18 protein-coding genes and 1 pseudogene are annotated in these 18564 nt (G+C 35.5%); 7 read left to right on the forward strand and 12 right to left on the reverse strand.

The genetic code is table 11. The features are described 5' to 3' along the window. The first annotated feature begins 446 nt into the window (after positions 1–446). Positions 447–1667 carry an alpha/beta hydrolase-fold protein gene (locus tag AC3ITD_RS21470; RefSeq protein WP_489362729.1) on the forward strand — a complete coding sequence of 407 codons (1221 nt, stop codon included), beginning with the start codon at positions 447–449 and terminating at the stop codon, positions 1665–1667. Positions 1668–1921: 254 nt separating this feature from the next. Continuing rightward, positions 1922–3097, forward strand: coding sequence for a serine hydrolase domain-containing protein (locus AC3ITD_RS21475; RefSeq protein ID WP_489362730.1), 1176 nt, complete (start codon positions 1922–1924; stop codon positions 3095–3097). 364 nt (positions 3098–3461) lie between these two features. On the opposite strand, the gene AC3ITD_RS21480 is transcribed toward AC3ITD_RS21475, so the two are convergent. Together AC3ITD_RS21480 and AC3ITD_RS21485 are read right to left on the reverse strand one after the other, a co-directional pair. Then, a complete protein-coding gene (locus AC3ITD_RS21480) occupies positions 3462–4103 on the reverse strand; it encodes a hypothetical protein (protein ID WP_489362731.1) in 642 nt (213 codons plus the stop codon). 5 nt (positions 4104–4108) lie between these two features. Further along, a complete protein-coding gene (locus AC3ITD_RS21485; RefSeq protein WP_489362732.1) occupies positions 4109–4282 on the reverse strand; it encodes a hypothetical protein in 174 nt (57 codons plus the stop codon). Between the two features lie 321 nt (positions 4283–4603). Between AC3ITD_RS21485 and AC3ITD_RS21490 the strand changes: the two genes are divergently transcribed. From AC3ITD_RS21490 to AC3ITD_RS21510, 5 genes are all read left to right on the forward strand, one after another. Next, a complete protein-coding gene (locus AC3ITD_RS21490) occupies positions 4604–5008 on the forward strand; it encodes a hypothetical protein (protein WP_489362733.1) in 405 nt (134 codons plus the stop codon). Then, on the forward strand, positions 4918–6309 hold the full coding sequence (locus AC3ITD_RS21495; protein WP_489362734.1) for a glycosyl hydrolase family 95 catalytic domain-containing protein: 1392 nt from the start codon (positions 4918–4920) through the stop codon (positions 6307–6309). The genes AC3ITD_RS21490 and AC3ITD_RS21495 overlap by 91 nt, the downstream gene beginning before the upstream one ends. A 2-nt stretch (positions 6310–6311) precedes the next feature. Beyond that, positions 6312–7034 (forward strand): hypothetical protein, encoded by a 723-nt coding sequence (locus AC3ITD_RS21500; RefSeq protein ID WP_489362735.1) that lies wholly within the window; start codon positions 6312–6314, stop codon positions 7032–7034. Between the two features lie 813 nt (positions 7035–7847). Then, positions 7848–10142 carry an ATP-binding protein gene (locus AC3ITD_RS21505; RefSeq protein ID WP_489362736.1) on the forward strand — a complete coding sequence of 765 codons (2295 nt, stop codon included), beginning with the start codon at positions 7848–7850 and terminating at the stop codon, positions 10140–10142. 119 nt (positions 10143–10261) lie between these two features. After that, the gene (locus AC3ITD_RS21510) at positions 10262–10522 is read left to right on the forward strand and encodes a DUF6922 domain-containing protein (protein WP_489362737.1); all 261 of its coding nucleotides are present in this window, start codon (positions 10262–10264) and stop codon (positions 10520–10522) included. A 1159-nt stretch (positions 10523–11681) separates the two neighbouring features. On the opposite strand, the gene AC3ITD_RS21515 is transcribed toward AC3ITD_RS21510, so the two are convergent. The 10 genes and pseudogenes from AC3ITD_RS21515 to AC3ITD_RS21560 all read right to left on the reverse strand — a co-directional run bounded on the left by AC3ITD_RS21515 (position 11682) and on the right by AC3ITD_RS21560 (position 18389). After that, a complete protein-coding gene (locus AC3ITD_RS21515; protein WP_489362738.1) occupies positions 11682–12704 on the reverse strand; it encodes a S41 family peptidase in 1023 nt (340 codons plus the stop codon). 177 nt (positions 12705–12881) lie between these two features. Beyond that, the gene (locus AC3ITD_RS21520; RefSeq protein WP_489366724.1) at positions 12882–13226 is read right to left on the reverse strand and encodes a type I restriction endonuclease; all 345 of its coding nucleotides are present in this window, start codon (positions 13224–13226) and stop codon (positions 12882–12884) included. Beyond that, positions 13184–13495 (reverse strand): hypothetical protein, encoded by a 312-nt coding sequence (locus AC3ITD_RS21525; RefSeq protein WP_489362739.1) that lies wholly within the window; start codon positions 13493–13495, stop codon positions 13184–13186. The genes AC3ITD_RS21520 and AC3ITD_RS21525 overlap by 43 nt, the downstream gene beginning before the upstream one ends. A gap of 65 nt (positions 13496–13560) precedes the next feature. Beyond that, a complete protein-coding gene (locus AC3ITD_RS21530) occupies positions 13561–14244 on the reverse strand; it encodes an ATPase (RefSeq protein ID WP_489362740.1) in 684 nt (227 codons plus the stop codon). A gap of 38 nt (positions 14245–14282) precedes the next feature. Continuing rightward, a complete protein-coding gene (locus AC3ITD_RS21535; protein ID WP_489362741.1) occupies positions 14283–14621 on the reverse strand; it encodes a hypothetical protein in 339 nt (112 codons plus the stop codon). A gap of 705 nt (positions 14622–15326) precedes the next feature. Beyond that, a complete protein-coding gene (locus AC3ITD_RS21540; protein WP_489366725.1) occupies positions 15327–15920 on the reverse strand; it encodes a PDDEXK nuclease domain-containing protein in 594 nt (197 codons plus the stop codon). Further along, a pseudogene (locus AC3ITD_RS21545) lies at positions 15918–16352 on the reverse strand (DUF1016 N-terminal domain-containing protein); the annotation flags it as partial. The pseudogene AC3ITD_RS21545 and the gene AC3ITD_RS21540, both read right to left, overlap by 3 nt. A gap of 617 nt (positions 16353–16969) precedes the next feature. Continuing rightward, complete coding sequence (locus tag AC3ITD_RS21550; RefSeq protein ID WP_489362742.1) at positions 16970–17380, reverse strand: FEKKY domain-containing protein; 411 nt, start codon at positions 17378–17380, stop codon at positions 16970–16972. 494 nt (positions 17381–17874) lie between these two features. Next, on the reverse strand, positions 17875–18141 hold the full coding sequence (locus AC3ITD_RS21555; RefSeq protein WP_489362743.1) for a type II toxin-antitoxin system RelE family toxin: 267 nt from the start codon (positions 18139–18141) through the stop codon (positions 17875–17877). Beyond that, positions 18141–18389: a hypothetical protein gene (locus AC3ITD_RS21560; RefSeq protein ID WP_316851258.1), complete on the reverse strand. Its 249-nt coding sequence runs from the start codon at positions 18387–18389 to the stop codon at positions 18141–18143. Before AC3ITD_RS21560 ends, AC3ITD_RS21555 begins: the two co-directional genes overlap by 1 nt. Positions 18390–18564: the final 175 nt, after the last annotated feature.

The following is an 18564-nucleotide window of genomic DNA, read 5'->3' on the forward strand; positions in this document are numbered from 1 at the left end:
TTCGAATTAATCACCATTCATCATGCCAGTTGTTTTTTCGCTGTTTAAACTTACTGGTGAGCTCAAAACATCTAGTGTGCATCTAATGCAATGTCCGTAAACGAACAAAACTGTACGATTGTGAACATAGGTATTTTACTATGAAAGAAAATTTTTGTTTCAATTCCTAGTATCCATTTACAGCGCAAAGAATATTGTACAAGCATGGGTTCTAATATCTTCGTTTTTTGAGACAAAACATAGATTGCCGATTATTTGACCTATCAAATATTGACCGGTTCCGATGATTAATTCTTCCGAAATAGCTAAAAAATCTTTGTTGTTCTCAAACACTTTCGAGGACTTTCATAACTTTCAAAATTGTTTGTTGGTTAACATAATCATAATCAATGGACATTAGTTTTGGAACAGAATATTATAAACATTCAAATCTTTCGTAACAACACATGCAAATTTTCCGATCATTAATTATTATTGTTTCACTTCAGATTTATCTTAGTAATGCGATTGCCCAGGAACTTATGACCTATTCAGTGCCTGAAATGAATGAAATGCCACCAAAACTTATTCCCACCGGCAGGAAATATTGGGTTAGCCTTCCGAAAGATTACGATAAGACTTTAAATCGATATCCGCTATTGTTTCTTTTTGATGGCGATGAAGACTATTTAAAAAACCTGATATTAGCTGATGTTGACCAATTGACCCGGTTTGGGGAAATGCCTCCCTGTATAATCGTGGGAATTTTACAAAGAAACCGGGCACTTGATTTTGGTCCTTTATATGCAATTAGCTCTTTGCCAAATAGTGAAAAAGTAAATGGAGATAAATTTTTCAAGTTCATCAAAGAGGAATTGACCCCGACACTAGAAAAAAAATATCGAACACAGCCATTAAAAATAGCAATCGGACACTCGTTGGGAGGTCTTTTTCTTCTGAATAGCTTTACAAAAGATCCTTCTTTCTTTAATGGCATCGTGGCCGTAAGCCCAGCTCTCCAGTTAGATAGGGATAGTATCTTGTTTGCTAATCTTGAAAATACATTAAAAAGTGATCTAAAAAAGCACACTTATTTTTGCTGGGCATCAGGAACAGAGGGTGTAAATGAAAAGGCTTTTAAGGCGGGTTCTCAGAAACTCATTGAAATCTTTCATAGACAACGTAATGCAAATTTTGATTTTAAGTTTATTGACCTACCTGGCCGATCACATAACCTGACGCCATTGTATTCAATGCTTGGCTCAATGAATTTCCTGTTTCAGCGCTGGAATATTTCAGCCTGGTACCGGGAACTATTTTCAGGCAGGGTTACAGATCCGATCAAATATTATGAAAGAAGAAGGGCTTCGATGGATGCGTTATATGGCTTCAATGAAGACCCAACTGAGGACAGAATTCAAAACAATATCGGTAAGGAATTATTTACTGCAAAAAAGTACGAGTTAGCTTTGCCATATCTAAAGAAAGCGGTCGGTCTAAATCCAGAAGATAGCGACTTTAATGCTGATTTAAGCATGGCAGAAGAAAAGTCAAAAAAATATTCTGATGCCCGAAGATCACTCCAAAGGGCACTCGATAATTTGGATGTTAAGAATGAAGATTATAAAGAAAGATCGAATAAGTTTAAATCAGAGATGTCAAGACTCGAATTGTTGATTAAACATTAATCCTCCTACCAAATCAAATAATAAGTAGTTAAATTTCACCATTGGGATAGAAATTTTGAATATCATAAAGGCCAATAAGATCAATTTTCAATTGCTAATAATTTACTTTCGTTTTGTGAGGCACTAATTAACAGGAAATCTTTAAGCCCTATCAAAAATCGACCGTTAAATGATAATTTTCAAGTGCGTAAAAAGAAAAACTACTTTTTATGTAACAAGGTACTATGGTATACATCATAGTGTAAATGTTTATTATGAATAAAAGATACCTTTTAATATTTAGAGCTATAATGCTTTGTTTAATCTCTATTCCGTGCTGGTCTCAAACAGAAAAATTGCTTACAGATAATCCACTCAAAAACATATTGGATAGCGCTGTCCAGGTAGCTGCAACAGACTATATGACTAATCCAGGTACGGTTGGACTTTCAATCGCTATTTATAATGATGGACGCAGTTCAATGTACTGCTATGGTGAATCAACGAAAGGAAAAGGCCAACTAATTAAAGTAAATCAGTTATTTAATTTAGGTTCTGTAGCTAAGACATTTATTGGAATTATGCTTGCACAAGCTGTAATAGATAAAAGAGCAAACTTACAAGACGACATCCGTAAATATCTCCCAGGAAAGTATCCTAATTTACAAAACGAAGGTCGCCCCATAAGATTGATTGACATAGCTAATCATACGTCTGGTCTACCTAAGTCATCCAGAAATTTTTCGGGAAAAACTATGGATAGCATAAAGAATATAAGTCTTCCTAAACAGCTTGATTTCTTTGCCAAGTTTAATCAAGATACTTTAATGAAGGATATGCATAAATTCAAGCTTGACACCTTGCCCGGTACCAAGTACGAATATAACGGCAACGCCATGACAATCCTTATTCTCTTACTTGAACGCATATATCATCAACCGTATGAGCTGTTAGTTACAAATTATCTCAAAAATCATCTAGGCCTTTACGATACAAGAACAAAAATTCCTGTGGATCAACTAAACCGTTTTATTCAGGGCTATAAAGATGCATCGCGTCCTGTACAATGGTGTGATCTCACAAATAATAAAACAAATGAGATTAATACTAACCTGTTTTATCCTGGTGGGCCAAGTATGAATTCAACAATGGCAGATATGCTTAAATATTTAATAGCAAATGTTGAAGAAACCGACCCTGCTATAAGATTATCACACAAGGAAACTTATAAGCAAACAGACAGTACGGGTGTAGGCTTAAGTTGGATGATTGGCAATAATGAAGGAAAACGCTTTGTTTACCATAGTGGCAAAACAGGTCTTGGATTTAGCACACTTTGTGTTGCCTATCCCGACCATAAAGTGGGGCTCATGATACTTGTCAATGATAACCTTAGTCAAGACAATATATCCCTTTTAAGCGATAAGATTAAAATTGCCCTAATGAAATGATGACTTATTGTTATTAATTCCTACTTTTTTAATAAGTTTCGGAAGGTAGGGCTTGAGAATATTATAGTAAGCAGTGTCGCCAACTACTGTCCTAAAGTACTCCGCTTTTTTCCTGTTTTATCATAAACTCATTTCATTAATCAAATTTAATTTTTAGTTTTTGATAATGAGTAAATGGTAATTTATAATAGCAAATTAATATTCGTTTTTTGAGACATTTCTCTATTTGCCGTATTTGGTTCAAGTAAACTTACAGCTGAAAGAAAGATATAAGTAGGGTGGGAGGATACTTTCCTTTTGTGAGATATATTCATAAGGAGAAGTATTCTCTCCTTTCAGAAAAGCTCGGTAAAGAAAGTGCAGATCATGGGCGAATCGGAAAGCTCATTTCTTCTCGAGGAATGAAAAAACCCTTGATACAATTCAAATTACGAATACAGATTTGAATGTGACTTTTCATTTCAATCTTCGCTCCAGGAAAAGCTGGTCCTCCCTCTGAAAATGCGCCTCGCACAGAATCAAAGATTTTCCATGCACTATGGTTACGTGCATCTATATCTGCAAAGTAAGATGTTGTAACTGACTTATGCATATACTCAATTGCAGCACAATCCAGAAGACGAACCAATTTGTCTTGGTTTTCATCTTCTTTTGCATCCAAGTTTACTGGCAACGATTTACCAGCGCTACTATATTCCTCTGACATAGCTCGATAGAAAGCAGCCACCATCTCGGTATATTTTGAATCCAAAAAGTCACAACAGTTCCCCAACTGTAATACCGCACCGACAACGGCCGGTGTGGTTAGTTCTCCTTTGTCCGCCTTATCCGTCGCCCATTGCAACGCCCTAGTATAATTATTCTCCCAAAAATAAAATCCATTTCCTAGCCAATCATAAGGCTTACTACTGATTTCGATCTGGTTCGGACTGTTTACAAGTTTATTGCGGACGGATAGCTCACAGCCATGAAAGCCAATGATGGTATTAGGCCGAAGATCATACATTGAAATTACTTAGAAACTGTGTGATTTAATGGTCTGTAAGCACCTTTGAAATCGCCTTTTTTAGTTAGAATTCCAGCGTCGTTTAAAGAACGGATCGCCTCGGTTTTAGTCATTTTCTTAGCTTCCTGTTGTTTTTTTTCAGCAAGCTCAATTAGATGTTGAATGTCTTTGTCGCTCATCAGGATAGAATTTATGATCAAATATACTAATATTTTTAATAGAGTTACAGTTATTTAGTAACTAGAACATTTAAATTATGTTCGTTTTTTAAGACAAAATTTACAGAACAGCATTCTTTGACCCAAAAATCGCCCGTTTTTAAAGATGAGAGGTGAATATGTGTTAAGAGCATTTATTCTAACAATCATAACTGGCCCCGTTAATTTACAGTCAGTTGTTTTCATAAACATAAAATAATCCATCAAAATAATCGGATATGCCATTCCTCAAATACTTTTCACAAGGTACTTTTACTAGCCAAGGCTAATTTTATGAGAAGAATGACAAAATACATTAAATCTGGACTATTATTTTTTTTCACGATAAGTTTCTTGCCGGTTATCTCGCAAACAAAGAAAACTGTAGGGTTTGAAATTGCCCAAAAACATAAGTTAAGTACTAACAAGCCAGAACCTGATTTTTTTAGTGGTGCTTTACTAGGGAATGGAGGAATGGGCGTTGTAGTTAACACTCGTCCCGATGCTATTGTATTTCGATTTGGCCACAACAATGTTTGGGATATCAGAATCGCAGAAAATAACAAAGAAAAACTTGGCACATTTCAATCTATCCCTGGTACAGAGAATATAATGCGATGGCTGGCGAAAATTATGGTAAAGAGTATCCCCGCCCTTTCCCGTGTGGATCGGTTATACTTGGTTTCAATAGCCGCGATTTACAGCTAATTGGACATGAACTGAATATTTCCAACGGAGTGTGCCGTGTAAAATTACTTACAAAGAAAAATGGGGTATTGTATTTAAATTTGTTTACAGATATGACTAGTGATCAGCTTTGGATGGAGTTGGTAAATGAAAATGGTAATCCTCATAAAAACGTTTTTGATAGAGTGAAAATTGTTCCGGATGCATCTACCCCTTCAGATTTCCCAAGCTATCAGCTTGAAGAACAATTACCTTTAGGTTTTATGCAGTTTCGGCAAATCTTGCCTCAGCTAGAACCTCAGGATCAGAAAACTAATGTCAAATCAAATCGCAATAAGGCATTTAGTTTAACTTTTGCTACTAATGGAGTCCTTACAAAGCAGAAGCGAATGAATTGGAGTGGCCATCTGGAGGAGATGCATCAGCTGGAAGCAGGGTTATCAAACCAGAAAAACTTTATTGCATGCATAAGCCTGAGAGAAGGCTTAGATACAGCAGTAAGTCGCCTACCATCGAAACCCATGATGCCAACTTCAAACTTACTTAAATATGCGCTTTCAAACAGTTTGGAAATTTGGAAGGTTTATTGGAGTAAATCATCGGTTAAGTTGGATGATCCTTTACTGGAAAGTTTATGGTATAGAAATCTTTATTTTTTTAATTGTGCTACAAAGCCGGGTGTAAACTGTCCGGGTTTATTTGCTAATTGGAGCTACAACAATATTGGCACGGCCTGGCATGGTGATTACCACATGAATTATAATACACAACAACCTTTCTGGCTTACTTTTTCCAGTAATCATATAGAAAAGAATTTGGCTTATGTAGATCTAGTAGAATCACTTATGCCAGTGAGCAGGAAATGGGCTAAAAAATACTACAACTTGCCCGGAGCCTATTTTCCACACTCGGCCTTTCCCGTTGAAATGAGTATGAATCCATATCCTATACCCGACTGGGGCTGGGAGGTAAGCGAAACGCCATGGACAGTGCAAGGATTATGGTGGCATTATCAATATTCAAAGGACGAGCATTTTTTAAGAAATAGGGCTTATGGACCTATCAAGGCAGCGGTTGAATTTCTTACGGCTTATATGATGCGTACAGATGCCCATGGAGGTAAACGCTGGACGGACGATAAGTATCATATTTTTCCTTCAGTACCACCTGAGCTTTATGGCTTGCAGCCTGGATTTAAATATAATTATGATAGTTCAGTTGATTTAAGCTTGACGAAATTTATTTTTAAAGCTTTTAAAACGATGAGCAAAATACTGACACAGCGCAGGAAGAGGCGCAATTACTTCAACAAATTGATTTAATATTGGCTGCCTTTCCTGAATACCCTACGGCAAAATCTGCACAATATGGACAGGTATTGGTTTCTGTTCCCGGCGAACATGCTCAGGTTGTTTATAATGTTCCAAATGCACTGTTCCATGTATTTCCGGGGGAAGACATGGGTCTTGGCAGTGACAAAGGACAGCGTACTTTATTACAAAATACCTATTTAAACCAGCAAACAGAAGGCGGAAATGATCTGGTATTTAAGAATTTTCAGGCGGCGAGGATTGGAATGTTGGATCTTGAAAAATTCAAGAGAGAAGTGAATTATTCGCTATTACCAAACGGAACAGCAACTGATATGGTTACGCAAATTGGTGGGCGGTATAACGATGGTTCTGACTATGCTTATATGGCAAGGATGGGTATTTGGTTTGAGAATTTTGCCTTGCCAGCAGTGATCAATGAATGCTTAGTACAAGGTTATGATGGCATTATTAGGTTATTTCCAAACTGGCCACAAAATAAAGATGCCAGTTTTAGTCAGCTTCGAACCGTTGGCGCTTTCCTGGTTTCTGCAACTCAGAAGAACGGAAGCGTACAGTACATAGAAATTTTTAGTGAAAAGGGAGGTAATCTGAACATTAAGCTACCTTGGGCAAAATGCACTTACCTTCTAGGAGGAGCAAGGAAAAATTTTACCGGCACAACCTTTAAATTGAAAACTAAGGTCGGTCAGAAAATCATCTTCCATCCATATTAACAGATGTTTATCAAATGGTCTTTAAGATAAATAGGGCAAATACTTCAACAGTATCTACCCTAACTATAATCGATGTTTATAGTTTCAAACTAATTTGCCACCTCCATTTAAGCACTTCAGGTCAATGTTATAATCATTTAAGACTGAACAAAATCCAGTAGGTCTTTATTAATTGTTGCTGCGTGTGTAGTCGGCATGCCGTGAGGAAATCCGGGATAAGTAATAAGCTTACCGTTTTTTAATAACTTGGCAGATTTAACACCTGCATTTTGATAAGGTTGACCAATACCGAAAATTTGCGACAACAAATTAGACTCACTGGAAAATTATCTGGCAAAAATTCAAAAAAAGAACGATGGAAGAATATAATTCATTCAAATAAGAGGACAACATTCTTACACATACAAGAATTCTAGATGCTCCAAACTTAAACAATAGGGCTACATAATAAACTGTTTTACCATAAATATACGTACCTCAAATTAAGGTACTCCATTATCTTCGTTTTTTGAGACAATTATTTTACTAATAAATCTCAATTTTCCGGGCAGTCTCTGAAAATGAGAATTAAGTTTGAACTTGGGAATTAGATGTTCTTTTTTAATAAATCTTTGGTATAGGATTCTTGGCCTAACAACTATCCACCGTTTATTAGTGGCTCCATGTAGATCGTTTTGATAAAATTGGTACTCGACTTAGCAGAATTATAAGAAATTCCTGGAACGTTAATTTCGAAAATAGTTATTATCAGTAATTTAAATAGTTGATACCGTTTTATATGTGTAGGTTCGGTATTACCAAACCAAACATACGATGTCAGAATTCCAGGTCAACCTTAGCAATTGTGACACAGAGCCCATACATATACCCGGACGCGTACAATCCCATGGGTTTTTAATTGCAATTGATTTCGAACATACCATATGTTTCTGCAGCGAGAATGTTAAAGATTTTCTTAACGTCTATGCACAAGACCTTTTAGGAAAGTCATTGAGTGACCTGGAAATTATTATCGATAATGTTTCGCACCAGAGTTTTCTCACCCAGCTATTGATTATGGGAAGTAGCACGAGAGGGTTTGCTACCAACAATCCCTATGAGGTTATCATTTTTACCAAACCCTATAACCTGATCATCTCCAGTGATGAAAATTATATTTTGCTCGAATTTGAGCCATTGACTTCTTATTCATCGGTCAAGATGCCCCCTATCACTGAACGTGTCCTGTCAGGAATGCTGATTTTCAACAGCTTAACAAAGCTATTAAAAAATGCGGCATCAGAAGTTCGGGAGATTACGGGTTTCGACAGGGTAATGGTTTACCGTTTTGCAAAGGATGGACATGGCGAAGTCGTTGCAGAATCCAAGAACAGGAAGCTCACATCATGGCTGGGCCTGCACTTTCCTGCATCAGACATTCCTCTCCAGGCAAGGGAACTGTACAAACGGAACCTCACCCGGCTAATTGCTGATGTGTACGCTGAATCTTCGCCATTGATTGCCCGGAAAGGCATGATGGATACCCTGGATCTTACCTGTTCAGAACTTAGAGCAGTATCACCCATGCACATTCAATATCTTAAAAACATGGGTGTATCTTCGAGTTTTAGTATTTCCCTGATACATAAAAAAGAACTTTGGGGACTGATTGCCTGTCATAACTATACCCAAAAATCCATTGATTACAGCTCCCGGAAATCAGCGAAGATGATTGGGCAGATACTTTCATCCGGACTTGAGTTTCGCAAGAAAGACGAAGACCAGAAACTCCACCGATCTTATGGCAAAGATCTTGAAAAACTGGCTAATCAGCTGATGCACCAGGAAACGGTCGTGCAGGCACTGACAGAAAACAAAGTGAACCTGCTCAATGTGGTCAAGGCCAACGGAGCGATACTTGTCCTCGATCACCAGGAAATTCGCCTTGGGATCACTCCGGATGAGCGCCAGTTCAAATTGCTACGCAACTGGATCACCGACAAAAGCTCCAGATCCCTGTTCCGTACAGATGCTTTATCTTCAGTATTTCCACCTGCACTGGAATACAGAAAGTTTGCCAGCGGTATGGTCGTTTTAGCACTTGATCGCGAGTGGAGAGATTTCATTGTGTGGTTCAAACCAGAGAAGGCACTTTCAATTCGTTGGGCAGGAAATCCGGAAAAATCGGTCACTGAAAATGAAGATGGGGCTTTGCATATTTCTCCGCGCCTGTCTTTCAAAACCTGGAAGGAGGCAATAGAAGGTAGATCGGATCAATGGAGTGCCGAGGAGATCAATTCCATAAGAAATCTGAGAGATGAAATCACTTACACGCTCGGTTTGAAGGCCCGTGCCATGCAGGAACTTAACCAGAGATTGAAGGTCGCCTACGATGAACTTGATAAATTCAGTTACACCATTTCACACGATCTGAAAAATCCAATTGCGGTTATCAGAATGTACGCTCAGGTTCTGGCAAAAGATTCCACCAGCCAGGAAAATAGGGATCAAATATCAGGTAAGATAATTCAGGTCACTGACAAAATAAATGATATGATTACCGAGGTACTGAACTATTCAAAAGTCGGCAGACATGAGATCAGATTCCAACCTGTGGATGTTGAAAAAATGATTATTGGTATCATCAACGACATGAGGCTGATCCATTATGATAAGGTACTAAAAATTACCCTGGGAAATATGCCCGTCCTTTACGGCGAAGAGCTCATGATCAATCAGGTATTTACCAACCTGATTGGCAACGCCATCAAATATAGCAAGGGGGGAAAGCCTGCAGTGATTTATATCGAGGGTCAGGAAACGGGCAATTCCATCTGTTATAGTATAAAGGACCATGGGATAGGAATCAGCACGCATAATCTTTTACGCGTATTTGATCTTTTCGAGCGTGTAGATCCCCGGAATAAAGGAATTGATGGAAGCGGAGTCGGGCTTGCCATCGTAAAACGAATTATGAGCAGGCATCATGGAAAAATATGGGTAGAAAGTATTCTGGGTGAAGGGTCAACTTTTTTTTTCTTTTGCACAACTATCCAATACCCCAATCAAAACTGCCCCAAAACCCGTAACTATGCTTTACCAATAGTCACTGTTATACACAACAATTAAATCTTAGGATATACAAAAAGTGGGACGTCAGCTTTAAATTAGTATCGTTAAAGATAGATAGGGCTCTTTGTCTGGATGAAGGAACTATGCTTTTATTACAGGCTTATTATAATATTAAGATGGAAAAGGAGAAGTCTCCGGGACCAACTCCGGATTTAAATAACTTTAGGAAGATTTTATTTTGGGATACCGATATCAACAAAATTGATTGGGAAAAGCAATCTGTATCAATTATCAAAAGAATCTTTGAGCGGGGAAATGATATTGAAAAAAAGACGCTACTTGATTTTTACGGTAGAAATAAAATAAAATCTGTAACTGGACGTAGTGGGGTAAAGAATAACCACATCCATATCATGGAAACACTTAATACAAAGTAGATGCTGAAGTGGAATACCGTTAACGAACTGCTTAAGGTAAGTTTACTAAAACTGATGAATACGCATGAATTTTCAGAAATGCGGTTGGTTGGAGGAACTGCTCTAATTCTTTTACTGGGACGCAGAATGTTTTATCGAAAGTAGATCGTTATTAAAATCTATATACTTTTTTTGCTTAACCAGCTGATTTTCAGTGCGACTTATGATAATAACGTTTTGGTAATCACTGTTATCTTTTAACAAGCGCAATACAGCGCTTGGTTAAGATTAATAAGCGGTGAAAAAACGAAACATTCATTCGGTTATTAAAACATGTCTAGCCCAGTTGAAAAAACATTCTGTTCTGAAATAAATTTAATAGCATACCATTAATTCTATTATCTGTAAATTTTGCTCTGATTTATAGTTACTTTTATTTAATACTTCCAAAAGGCTATAGCGATAAGCAAACCTCCACCGGAATAAAAAAACAGATGGTAACTACCTTTGATTGTACTTGCATTTTCAATTATAAACTGGACAGGATTCAAATGAGGCTTTCCATATTTTTGATTGAAATTGACTTGGGTATTTATCATTAGGTTTACTATATACCATATATGAAATTAAAAAGTGTAAAACCAGCTAAAGACATCAGTATAATTTTAAGCCAGGTATCAGCGAATGCCACGCTATAAATTTCCCGAATGTAATCGAACCACAATTTAACGGGATATATACTAGCTACAAAAAATAGAGGGTACCCGATCAGAATCCATCTAGTTTTAAGTCTTCTGTTTAAAAAAAAGTAACAATAAGTAAATACCATTACGTAAAACAGGTACCCGATTATTTTCAATATCATAAAATAATAAGCTAATACATTTAACTCTTTTAATTGGACAGTTCATTTAAACTTATAATAACATACCAATATTACTGTAATTGAAGCATACGAAGATTCATAAATTCATCAATATGCTAATACATATGTATATTGTTTTTGTTTTTCTTGCACACCGGGCAATAGAAATTGGTTAATTTCCTACTAATGCATCAAAAAACAGAGCTTCGTTTGTTGAGACAATTTTTTTCTTTGCCGCAATTTGTGCAATTAAACTTTCAGCTGAAAGATAAGCAGTAGGGGATGAATACTTTCTTTTTTTGAGACAATTATGAACTATTTATTCTTTCTGAGCCAAATTAATGCTTTTTTGATTTTTAAATCATCATTCAGGTTTTCGAAGTTATCACCATTAACAACTTTCAAATCTGGTTCAAGATACTTTGGATAGATTTTTCCATTACGATCTGCCGCATAATCTACAGCTAAATTGAGTCCTGAATACTCATTTAATTTAAAGCCTAGATTACTCGTCGTATAACCGCCACTTTGCTCGCCAATAATAACAGATTTCGTTCGGCCAATGAATGAGATTGCGGTCATTTCACCAGAACTTGCGGTATTTCCACTGATCAAAATTGCGACAGGTATATCTTTACTTACCGGATAGCCACTATATTTTATAGGTGAAACTTTAACTGAGTCGACATAAAAAGTGCCATTCTTAATAATCCAGGATCCATCAGGCTCGTATGTGGAGGTGAGAAATCCACCAACTTTTCCTTCTCCTATTAAATCGCTTAAACCCGCGATCATTGGATACATATTGCCTCCAGTGTTTACTCTCAAATCAATAACCCATCCTTTGATATTCTTGTCATTGACTTTAGATAGTGCATTTTTAATTTCTTTAGCGATGCTATCCATTTGCTTTCCTCTAAAATCGTTGTTTCCAGGAATTAAAATGTAGGCAATATCTTTAGTAATCTTTTCTGCATGAACGGATTGATATTTTTTTGTAGCGGTGGCTATAATATTGTTTACAGGATTAGCTGCCTTTTTATTCCAACTATATGTTTTTTCTCTAAATTTTAAACTGCCGTGATGATCATCAATTTGCTCGAATATATAAGGATATAGATGTAGAACATCTTCATACCGCTTTGCTCCAATAGCTTTAGCATACACATTTGACCGTAAATCATTCCAATTTACTTTAGTATTTAAGGAGTGCTTTCTAATTATATTTAAGCTGCTATCTAAGTAAGCTCTTACGCTATCGGCCATCAATGATTTATCATTTTGAGCTTTTACTATCCAAGGCGTCAAAAATATAATTACTGCTAAAATTCGTTTCATAAAATTGAGATGAAAATTAGCCATTTGAGGTTGCATTCAATTAATTTTTTTTAATTTTTTTTCTTTGCCGTACCGGTTGCATTTAAACTTACAACTGAACGAGAGATATACAAGAGGGGATGCATACCTTCCTTTTTTGAGACATTTTTCTCTTTGCCGTATTTAGTGCATGTAAACTTACAGCTGAAAGAAAGATATAAATAGGGAGGAATACTTTTGTTTGAAGGCACGATCTTTTACCCGACCATTGCAATAATATTTGGTGTTACCGCCATTACTAATTACAAACAATTGGATAAACTGAAATAGGCTAAAACCCGTACCGTAAGAATGTTTTTGATACCGATTAATTTGATTAAAAGCTTCCTTAAGCTCCAAACCTCTGCCCTTCAATTCTATTTGCACTAGAGGCAAACCGTTTATTAGAATGGTTACACCGTAGCGGTTATCATAACTTCCCTTAATAGAAATTTGATTGGCTACCTGAAACTCGTTTTTACACCATTTTTTTGATCGATTAATTGAATGGTTTTATTTTCGCCCAATGCATTTACATAAGGAATACGCGAGCGCAAAGTTTTAGCTCGCTCAAAAGTGTTTCCTTTATTAATGTAAATGAGGATTTGATTAATCTCTGCATCGCTAAGCGAAACTTGATTGTGTTTTTCTAACTGATGCTTAAAATTAGTAATAACATCTTTCTCCTCACGAAGTATGACGCATTCGTAACCCAAACCAACCAATTGGATGATCAAGTTGTTTTTTAATAATTGTTGAGGTTGAGCAGTCATTAATTTATTTAGGGGTGAATAATTAGGAATTTAGTCATTCTTACCCCTATATTCGTGATTTTAATTTATAACTTGTTTACAATATATTGAATAAACCAATTTGGAAGTTTATTTTGATCAACAAGTACTACAATTTGTCCATTGTTTACTTCAGCAATCAAAATCATAGCATTACCAGAATTATCAAATAAATAGGCTTTATCTGTTAAAGAAATTGCTGGCAATAAATTTTCTAATGTTCGATGGTATCTACCTATAATTTTATCTTCAGGAACCATATGCCCTCCTTTTTCTACCCTATTATTAACTCTGGAAATATTTAATTCAGGGTCATCTAAGCAGACAAAATACAGGTAAGTTTTATATCCAATTTTAGCGGCTGCTTTTATTTCATCAAGCTTAGAAACATGGCTCATCACTGTTTCAAATGAATACGAAATGCCCTTTTGCTGCAAATATTTTCGGATAAAGGAGGTAATTAGCGAAGCTTCATAACTATGGGTATTTTTAGACTTATCTAAGATTACGTTCTCCCTTATTTCTATATCAATAGGATGTCCCTCTGTTTTGGCTTTATCTAATAAGGTTACAGCATTAGGTTCTTCTAGAAATTTTTCAAAATGGTTTTGGGTAAGTTTAAGTCCAAATTTCTCCAAATTGATATAGCCTAAGGAGCGGATTTCTTTCTCGATTTCGTCGGAGTTAATAAAATGGCCTGCATTAAATTGATTGGCAATATCAGTAAACAAAGTAGATTTACCCGAGCCATTTGGCCCCGAGAATATTCTTAACCTCTTGGTTTTAGACATATTTTAACGCCTTTTTTAAGATCGATATTACTTTTTAAACGCACTATCTTTTTGAGTTCTTTTAACTCACCGTTTGAAGATTTTTCGACTAATTTACCATTCAAAATGTATTGTATAGGAAGTTGTAAAGCTTTAGATATGCGAACTGCACGAGAAGAAGCTTTTTTAGCTGCAATTGAAACCAATACACGCTCTTCTGAATTAGAAAGGCGCTTAGAAACAACAACATCAGTTTTTTTAATTGATAGTTTTTTACGTTTTGTACTGGTAACACTTGCAGTTACCCCTTTTGATTTTTTATTTACTATTGTTGCCATAACTCAAATTCTCCCTTATTCAAATATAACAATTACAATTTAATTGGAATTGATTTCTTTAGTTAAATAGTAAATAGTGCGAGATTATCGCTAAATCTCGCACTATTTACTATTATACAAACAGATACTTTACGCTATCTCTTTTAACCTTAAACCTGGTCATTTATCTCCGATTAAAAAGGTGTAATTCTAAATCAGCTAAAGAATCAAAAGCGGCTTCTGATAATTGAGTTTTAGAAACTTTTCTGTTAAATAAGGCTGCTTTAGCATTTTCAATAACGCTCTCATATTTATCGTCATTCAATTCAAATTGGGTCCAGGCTTGAATATTCTTTATTTTCAACTTTTCCTGAAAGAACTGTTGTCTGGTCTTATCTGAAAAAAAAAGAACCAGTAAAACAGAAGCGGTACTATATCTGAAGGGAGTTATACATCAGGGCTGGCATATCTATCCCAGAATGTTAAAGAGGGTAGCCCTGTCAAAACTTCTTTTAAGTTTTATCATTCCAAGGATTTTAGTTTGGTGGGCAGGACGATGGAGCCTAAGGCCATTGGCAAATATGAACCTACATTTACGATGAATGTCAATTACTTTGAAAACAAGGTGACTTTTCCGCAAAAAATAAAGCTCATAACGCAGTTTCTGTAGTAAAGGCGGAGTTTGAGGTCTGCAATGATAGGCAATTGCATATGGTTGTGTTTATATTACTTTTGATGATGTTCTCTTGCGATTGCGATAGCTTTGTTCAGTTTTTCACTCAATAGATTTTTATCCGGTAGTTGCGTGTAATATTGCGCTACCTTTATGTTTGAATCTTCAAGCATAAGATATTCTATATGTTCTGTATTTCCTTCGCTGCATAATACCAAACCAATAGGAGATTCTTCGCCTTCCTTACGCTCGTTTTGATTTAGATAACGCAAGTACAATAGCATTTGTCCTTCATCTTCTCGTTTGAATTTTCCGAGTTTCAGCTCTATGGCAACTAATCTACGTAATCCTCTATGATAAAATAGAAGGTCGATAAAATAATCTGTTGCATCTATTGTTATTCTTTTTTGACGATCGAGAAAAGCAAAATCATTTCCCGTTTCTTTTAAAAACGTTTGAAGATTTAAAAGAATTGCGTCCTCTAAATCTTTTTCAGAATAGGTTTCTGATAAACCGATGGCATCTAAAAAATAACTACTTCTAAAAACAACATCGGGTGTTAGAGAATTAGTAGATTTTATCTTTTGTAGTTCCTGTTTGATTAGCTCCTCTGGCTTTTTGCTAAGCGCTGTGCGTTCAAATAGCATTGCATCGACTTTTTGATCGAGTGTCCGGGCGTCCCAATTCTCAATCCGAGTCATTTCCACATAGAACTGGCGCTTCAATGGGTCCTCAATACTCATTAATGAGCGAAGATGCGTCCAACTTAATTGTGGACGCACGGCGTATAGAATATCATCTTCGGTAAAAGTGTACGCAGCGCGTACACAGTGTTGGAGTTTAGAGATACTCCACTCTTTGCCAAATTATTCTGTTAATTTTTTTACAATCTGTTTCCCGTATTCTGCTCGATCGTTATACAGTACATCTTCTTTTATACGCTTGCCTATTTGCCAATGCATTTCACATATTTCAGCGTTGATAGTAGTGGCTAGCCGTTGGCGACTGTTGTCTATAATTTGCGCAATATCGCTGTAAAGTACATTCTCATCAGAACTGCCTTCCTTTTGCAATGACATATTTGTTAAGAAATTAATAGTATAAAACTCAATAATTTCTATCTGTAATGAAATCTGCTATTACTGTATGATTATTTTAAATTCTGCAATATTAAGTTGCAAAATTAGAGAAAATGGGGAACTAATTCGATGATGAATACAAGAACTCTAAATGTCCTTGAATTTTGTTGGCAATCAGTCAACTGCTCGTTGACCTATATTATTTTATAGTCTATTTGCCTGTAGCATAAGTTATTTTATCAGAAATTTTTAGATACCTTTAACCAGTTGCGCAACTTACATGAAGACTCTATGCAATCTTTTGCCAGACTGGTTATCAGCAATGTCATAAAGAATTTTAACCACTTTAATTTTTGTAACCGTGTTTTGGATCTATCCAGCAGGCTTGCCACCTTTTCTATTTCTTGCCCTGGCTGATCTCAATCCTGCATTAGTTTTTTAGGAACTAATTTTCATTCAAACTCCGTCTATAAAGCGAAAATGCTGAAAGTAAAGCGACCAGTTGTTATATTGGCATTAATGCGGCATTTTTAAAACCTACAAAGCTTCATTTTTTGAGACGAAAAATATAATTACAAACCCCTCAACCTATCAAAAATCGACCCTTTTTTGACATTTTACTTATAACTTTTCAGACCTAATATGTCTTTCCTTACGGTCTTTAACCATTTCTTCCCATATGTCTGCGTCAAGTACTTAAACATAACTCTATTATACTCAATAGCTATCTTTTCCCTAGGACCGGTACAACCTGACTCGTGGTAATAAATCTTATAATCTTGTTGAAATTTCGCATCGCTTGCAAATTCCACAGGAGATATTCCACTTCTTAGGAGTAAAAATCGAGTACCTTCAATTATATCTGCGTTAGCTAAATTTTTTGCTTGTGCCAGACTATCAGCGAAAACAAGCTTAGATGCACCACTTTTGTTTATTTTTTCATCAGTCGGTTTTAACAACTGCCCGTAGCTCAGGATTGGAGATAAAAGAAATAACGAAATCATAAATATTTTCGGTGTAGTTAACATATTGGCAAAATTAAGTAGAGTAAGGTCCCAGGGTGTGATCTTTTTATAAATATATAATTTTCTGATGTGTTGAAGCATGGCTAGGGAGAAATATAGTACACGTCTAATTATCTGGCGAGGTCTATTATATAGCTAACCTACTTGCATTCTCATTATCCCCTGATTATTTAATAAGTTTCACGAGCTAGGACTTGAGAATTTTATAGTTCGCAGAGTCGCCTAATATTGTCCTACTGTACTCTGCTTTTTCCCAATATTATCATAAACTCATTTCATTAATCAAATTCAATTTTTAGTTTTTGATAATGAGTAAATGATAAACTAAAATGGCAAATTAAAAGTTCGTTTTGTGAGACGGAATCTTCTGATTGCAATCGGAGAAATGATTAGCAAAGTGTAGTGATGTTTTATAGTAGAGTTCTCTTATCTTTTAATTGGTCAACAGCCTGTTGGCCAATTAAAATTTTTTGAGGTTTTGTATTATTTAATTGCGATCAAGGAAATATCTTGTATATATCATTTCTTTTCACAAATCGGGCTAACTCAATAGTGTTTTCATTCTTATAAAATCCCAATCGATAATCACCAACTCTCCAACGATAAGCTGTAGAGAAACCTTTCATTTTTTTTATCTTTACAAGCTCTTCTAAGCTTTCAGCATTTTCAATCTCTATAACAAAGTCTTTGATTTTATCTTTCAATTTTTTATCGGTGAGTTTCTTAATGTCATTTAGAAAACTTCGTAAAATAATAATTTCCATTAGTCCAAAGCCTTCATTAATTCATCACGACTTACTACATCATTTCTATCTGCTTGTTGCATAAGTAATAGTAAACCCAAATCCTCTTTATCTTCTTCAGATAATGTCTTCAAGCGTTCTTTTTCTTTATATTCCACGTAAAAAGAAACAGCCTTTTCCATTACTGATTTAACACTTACCTCTTCAAAAACAGATAATATTTTTAATTTAGTTAAAAGACTTTCGTCAATATCAATGTTCTTTTTCATTTTAATATTTTATTAACGTAAAAATATATGAAATATATTATATACACAATATATGTAATATGTTTTTGCATGCTATTGTTTTATTGTTATATATTTTTTTATTTCTTCGTTTTCTTAGACATATGGCTTGGATAATACTTCTTCATTGCCGCTTGGTTAATATGCTTTATGTAAC

It is taken from the genome of Pedobacter sp. KH_004 (assembly GCF_057840755.1).

Bases quoted from the DNA above. Each gene is read 5' to 3' on its own strand.
- AC3ITD_RS21470 (WP_489362729.1), top strand. From the start codon at position 447: ATGCAAATTTTCCGATCATTAATTATTATTGTTTCACTTCAGATTTAT.
- AC3ITD_RS21475 (WP_489362730.1), top strand. From the start codon at position 1,922: ATGAATAAAAGATACCTTTTAATATTTAGAGCTATAATGCTTTGTTTA.
- AC3ITD_RS21480 (WP_489362731.1), bottom strand. From the start codon at position 4,103: ATGTATGATCTTCGGCCTAATACCATCATTGGCTTTCATGGCTGTGAG.
- AC3ITD_RS21485 (WP_489362732.1), bottom strand. From the start codon at position 4,282: ATGAGCGACAAAGACATTCAACATCTAATTGAGCTTGCTGAAAAAAAA.
- AC3ITD_RS21490 (WP_489362733.1), top strand. From the start codon at position 4,604: ATGACAAAATACATTAAATCTGGACTATTATTTTTTTTCACGATAAGT.
- AC3ITD_RS21495 (WP_489362734.1), top strand. From the start codon at position 4,918: ATGGCTGGCGAAAATTATGGTAAAGAGTATCCCCGCCCTTTCCCGTGT.
- AC3ITD_RS21505 (WP_489362736.1), top strand. From the start codon at position 7,848: ATGTCAGAATTCCAGGTCAACCTTAGCAATTGTGACACAGAGCCCATA.
- AC3ITD_RS21510 (WP_489362737.1), top strand. From the start codon at position 10,262: ATGGAAAAGGAGAAGTCTCCGGGACCAACTCCGGATTTAAATAACTTT.
- AC3ITD_RS21515 (WP_489362738.1), bottom strand. From the start codon at position 12,704: ATGAAACGAATTTTAGCAGTAATTATATTTTTGACGCCTTGGATAGTA.
- AC3ITD_RS21525 (WP_489362739.1), bottom strand. From the start codon at position 13,495: ATGACTGCTCAACCTCAACAATTATTAAAAAACAACTTGATCATCCAA.
- AC3ITD_RS21535 (WP_489362741.1), bottom strand. From the start codon at position 14,621: ATGGCAACAATAGTAAATAAAAAATCAAAAGGGGTAACTGCAAGTGTT.
- AC3ITD_RS21540 (WP_489366725.1), bottom strand. From the start codon at position 15,920: ATGCTATTTGAACGCACAGCGCTTAGCAAAAAGCCAGAGGAGCTAATC.
- AC3ITD_RS21550 (WP_489362742.1), bottom strand. From the start codon at position 17,380: ATGTTAACTACACCGAAAATATTTATGATTTCGTTATTTCTTTTATCT.
- AC3ITD_RS21555 (WP_489362743.1), bottom strand. From the start codon at position 18,141: ATGGAAATTATTATTTTACGAAGTTTTCTAAATGACATTAAGAAACTC.
- AC3ITD_RS21560 (WP_316851258.1), bottom strand. From the start codon at position 18,389: ATGAAAAAGAACATTGATATTGACGAAAGTCTTTTAACTAAATTAAAA.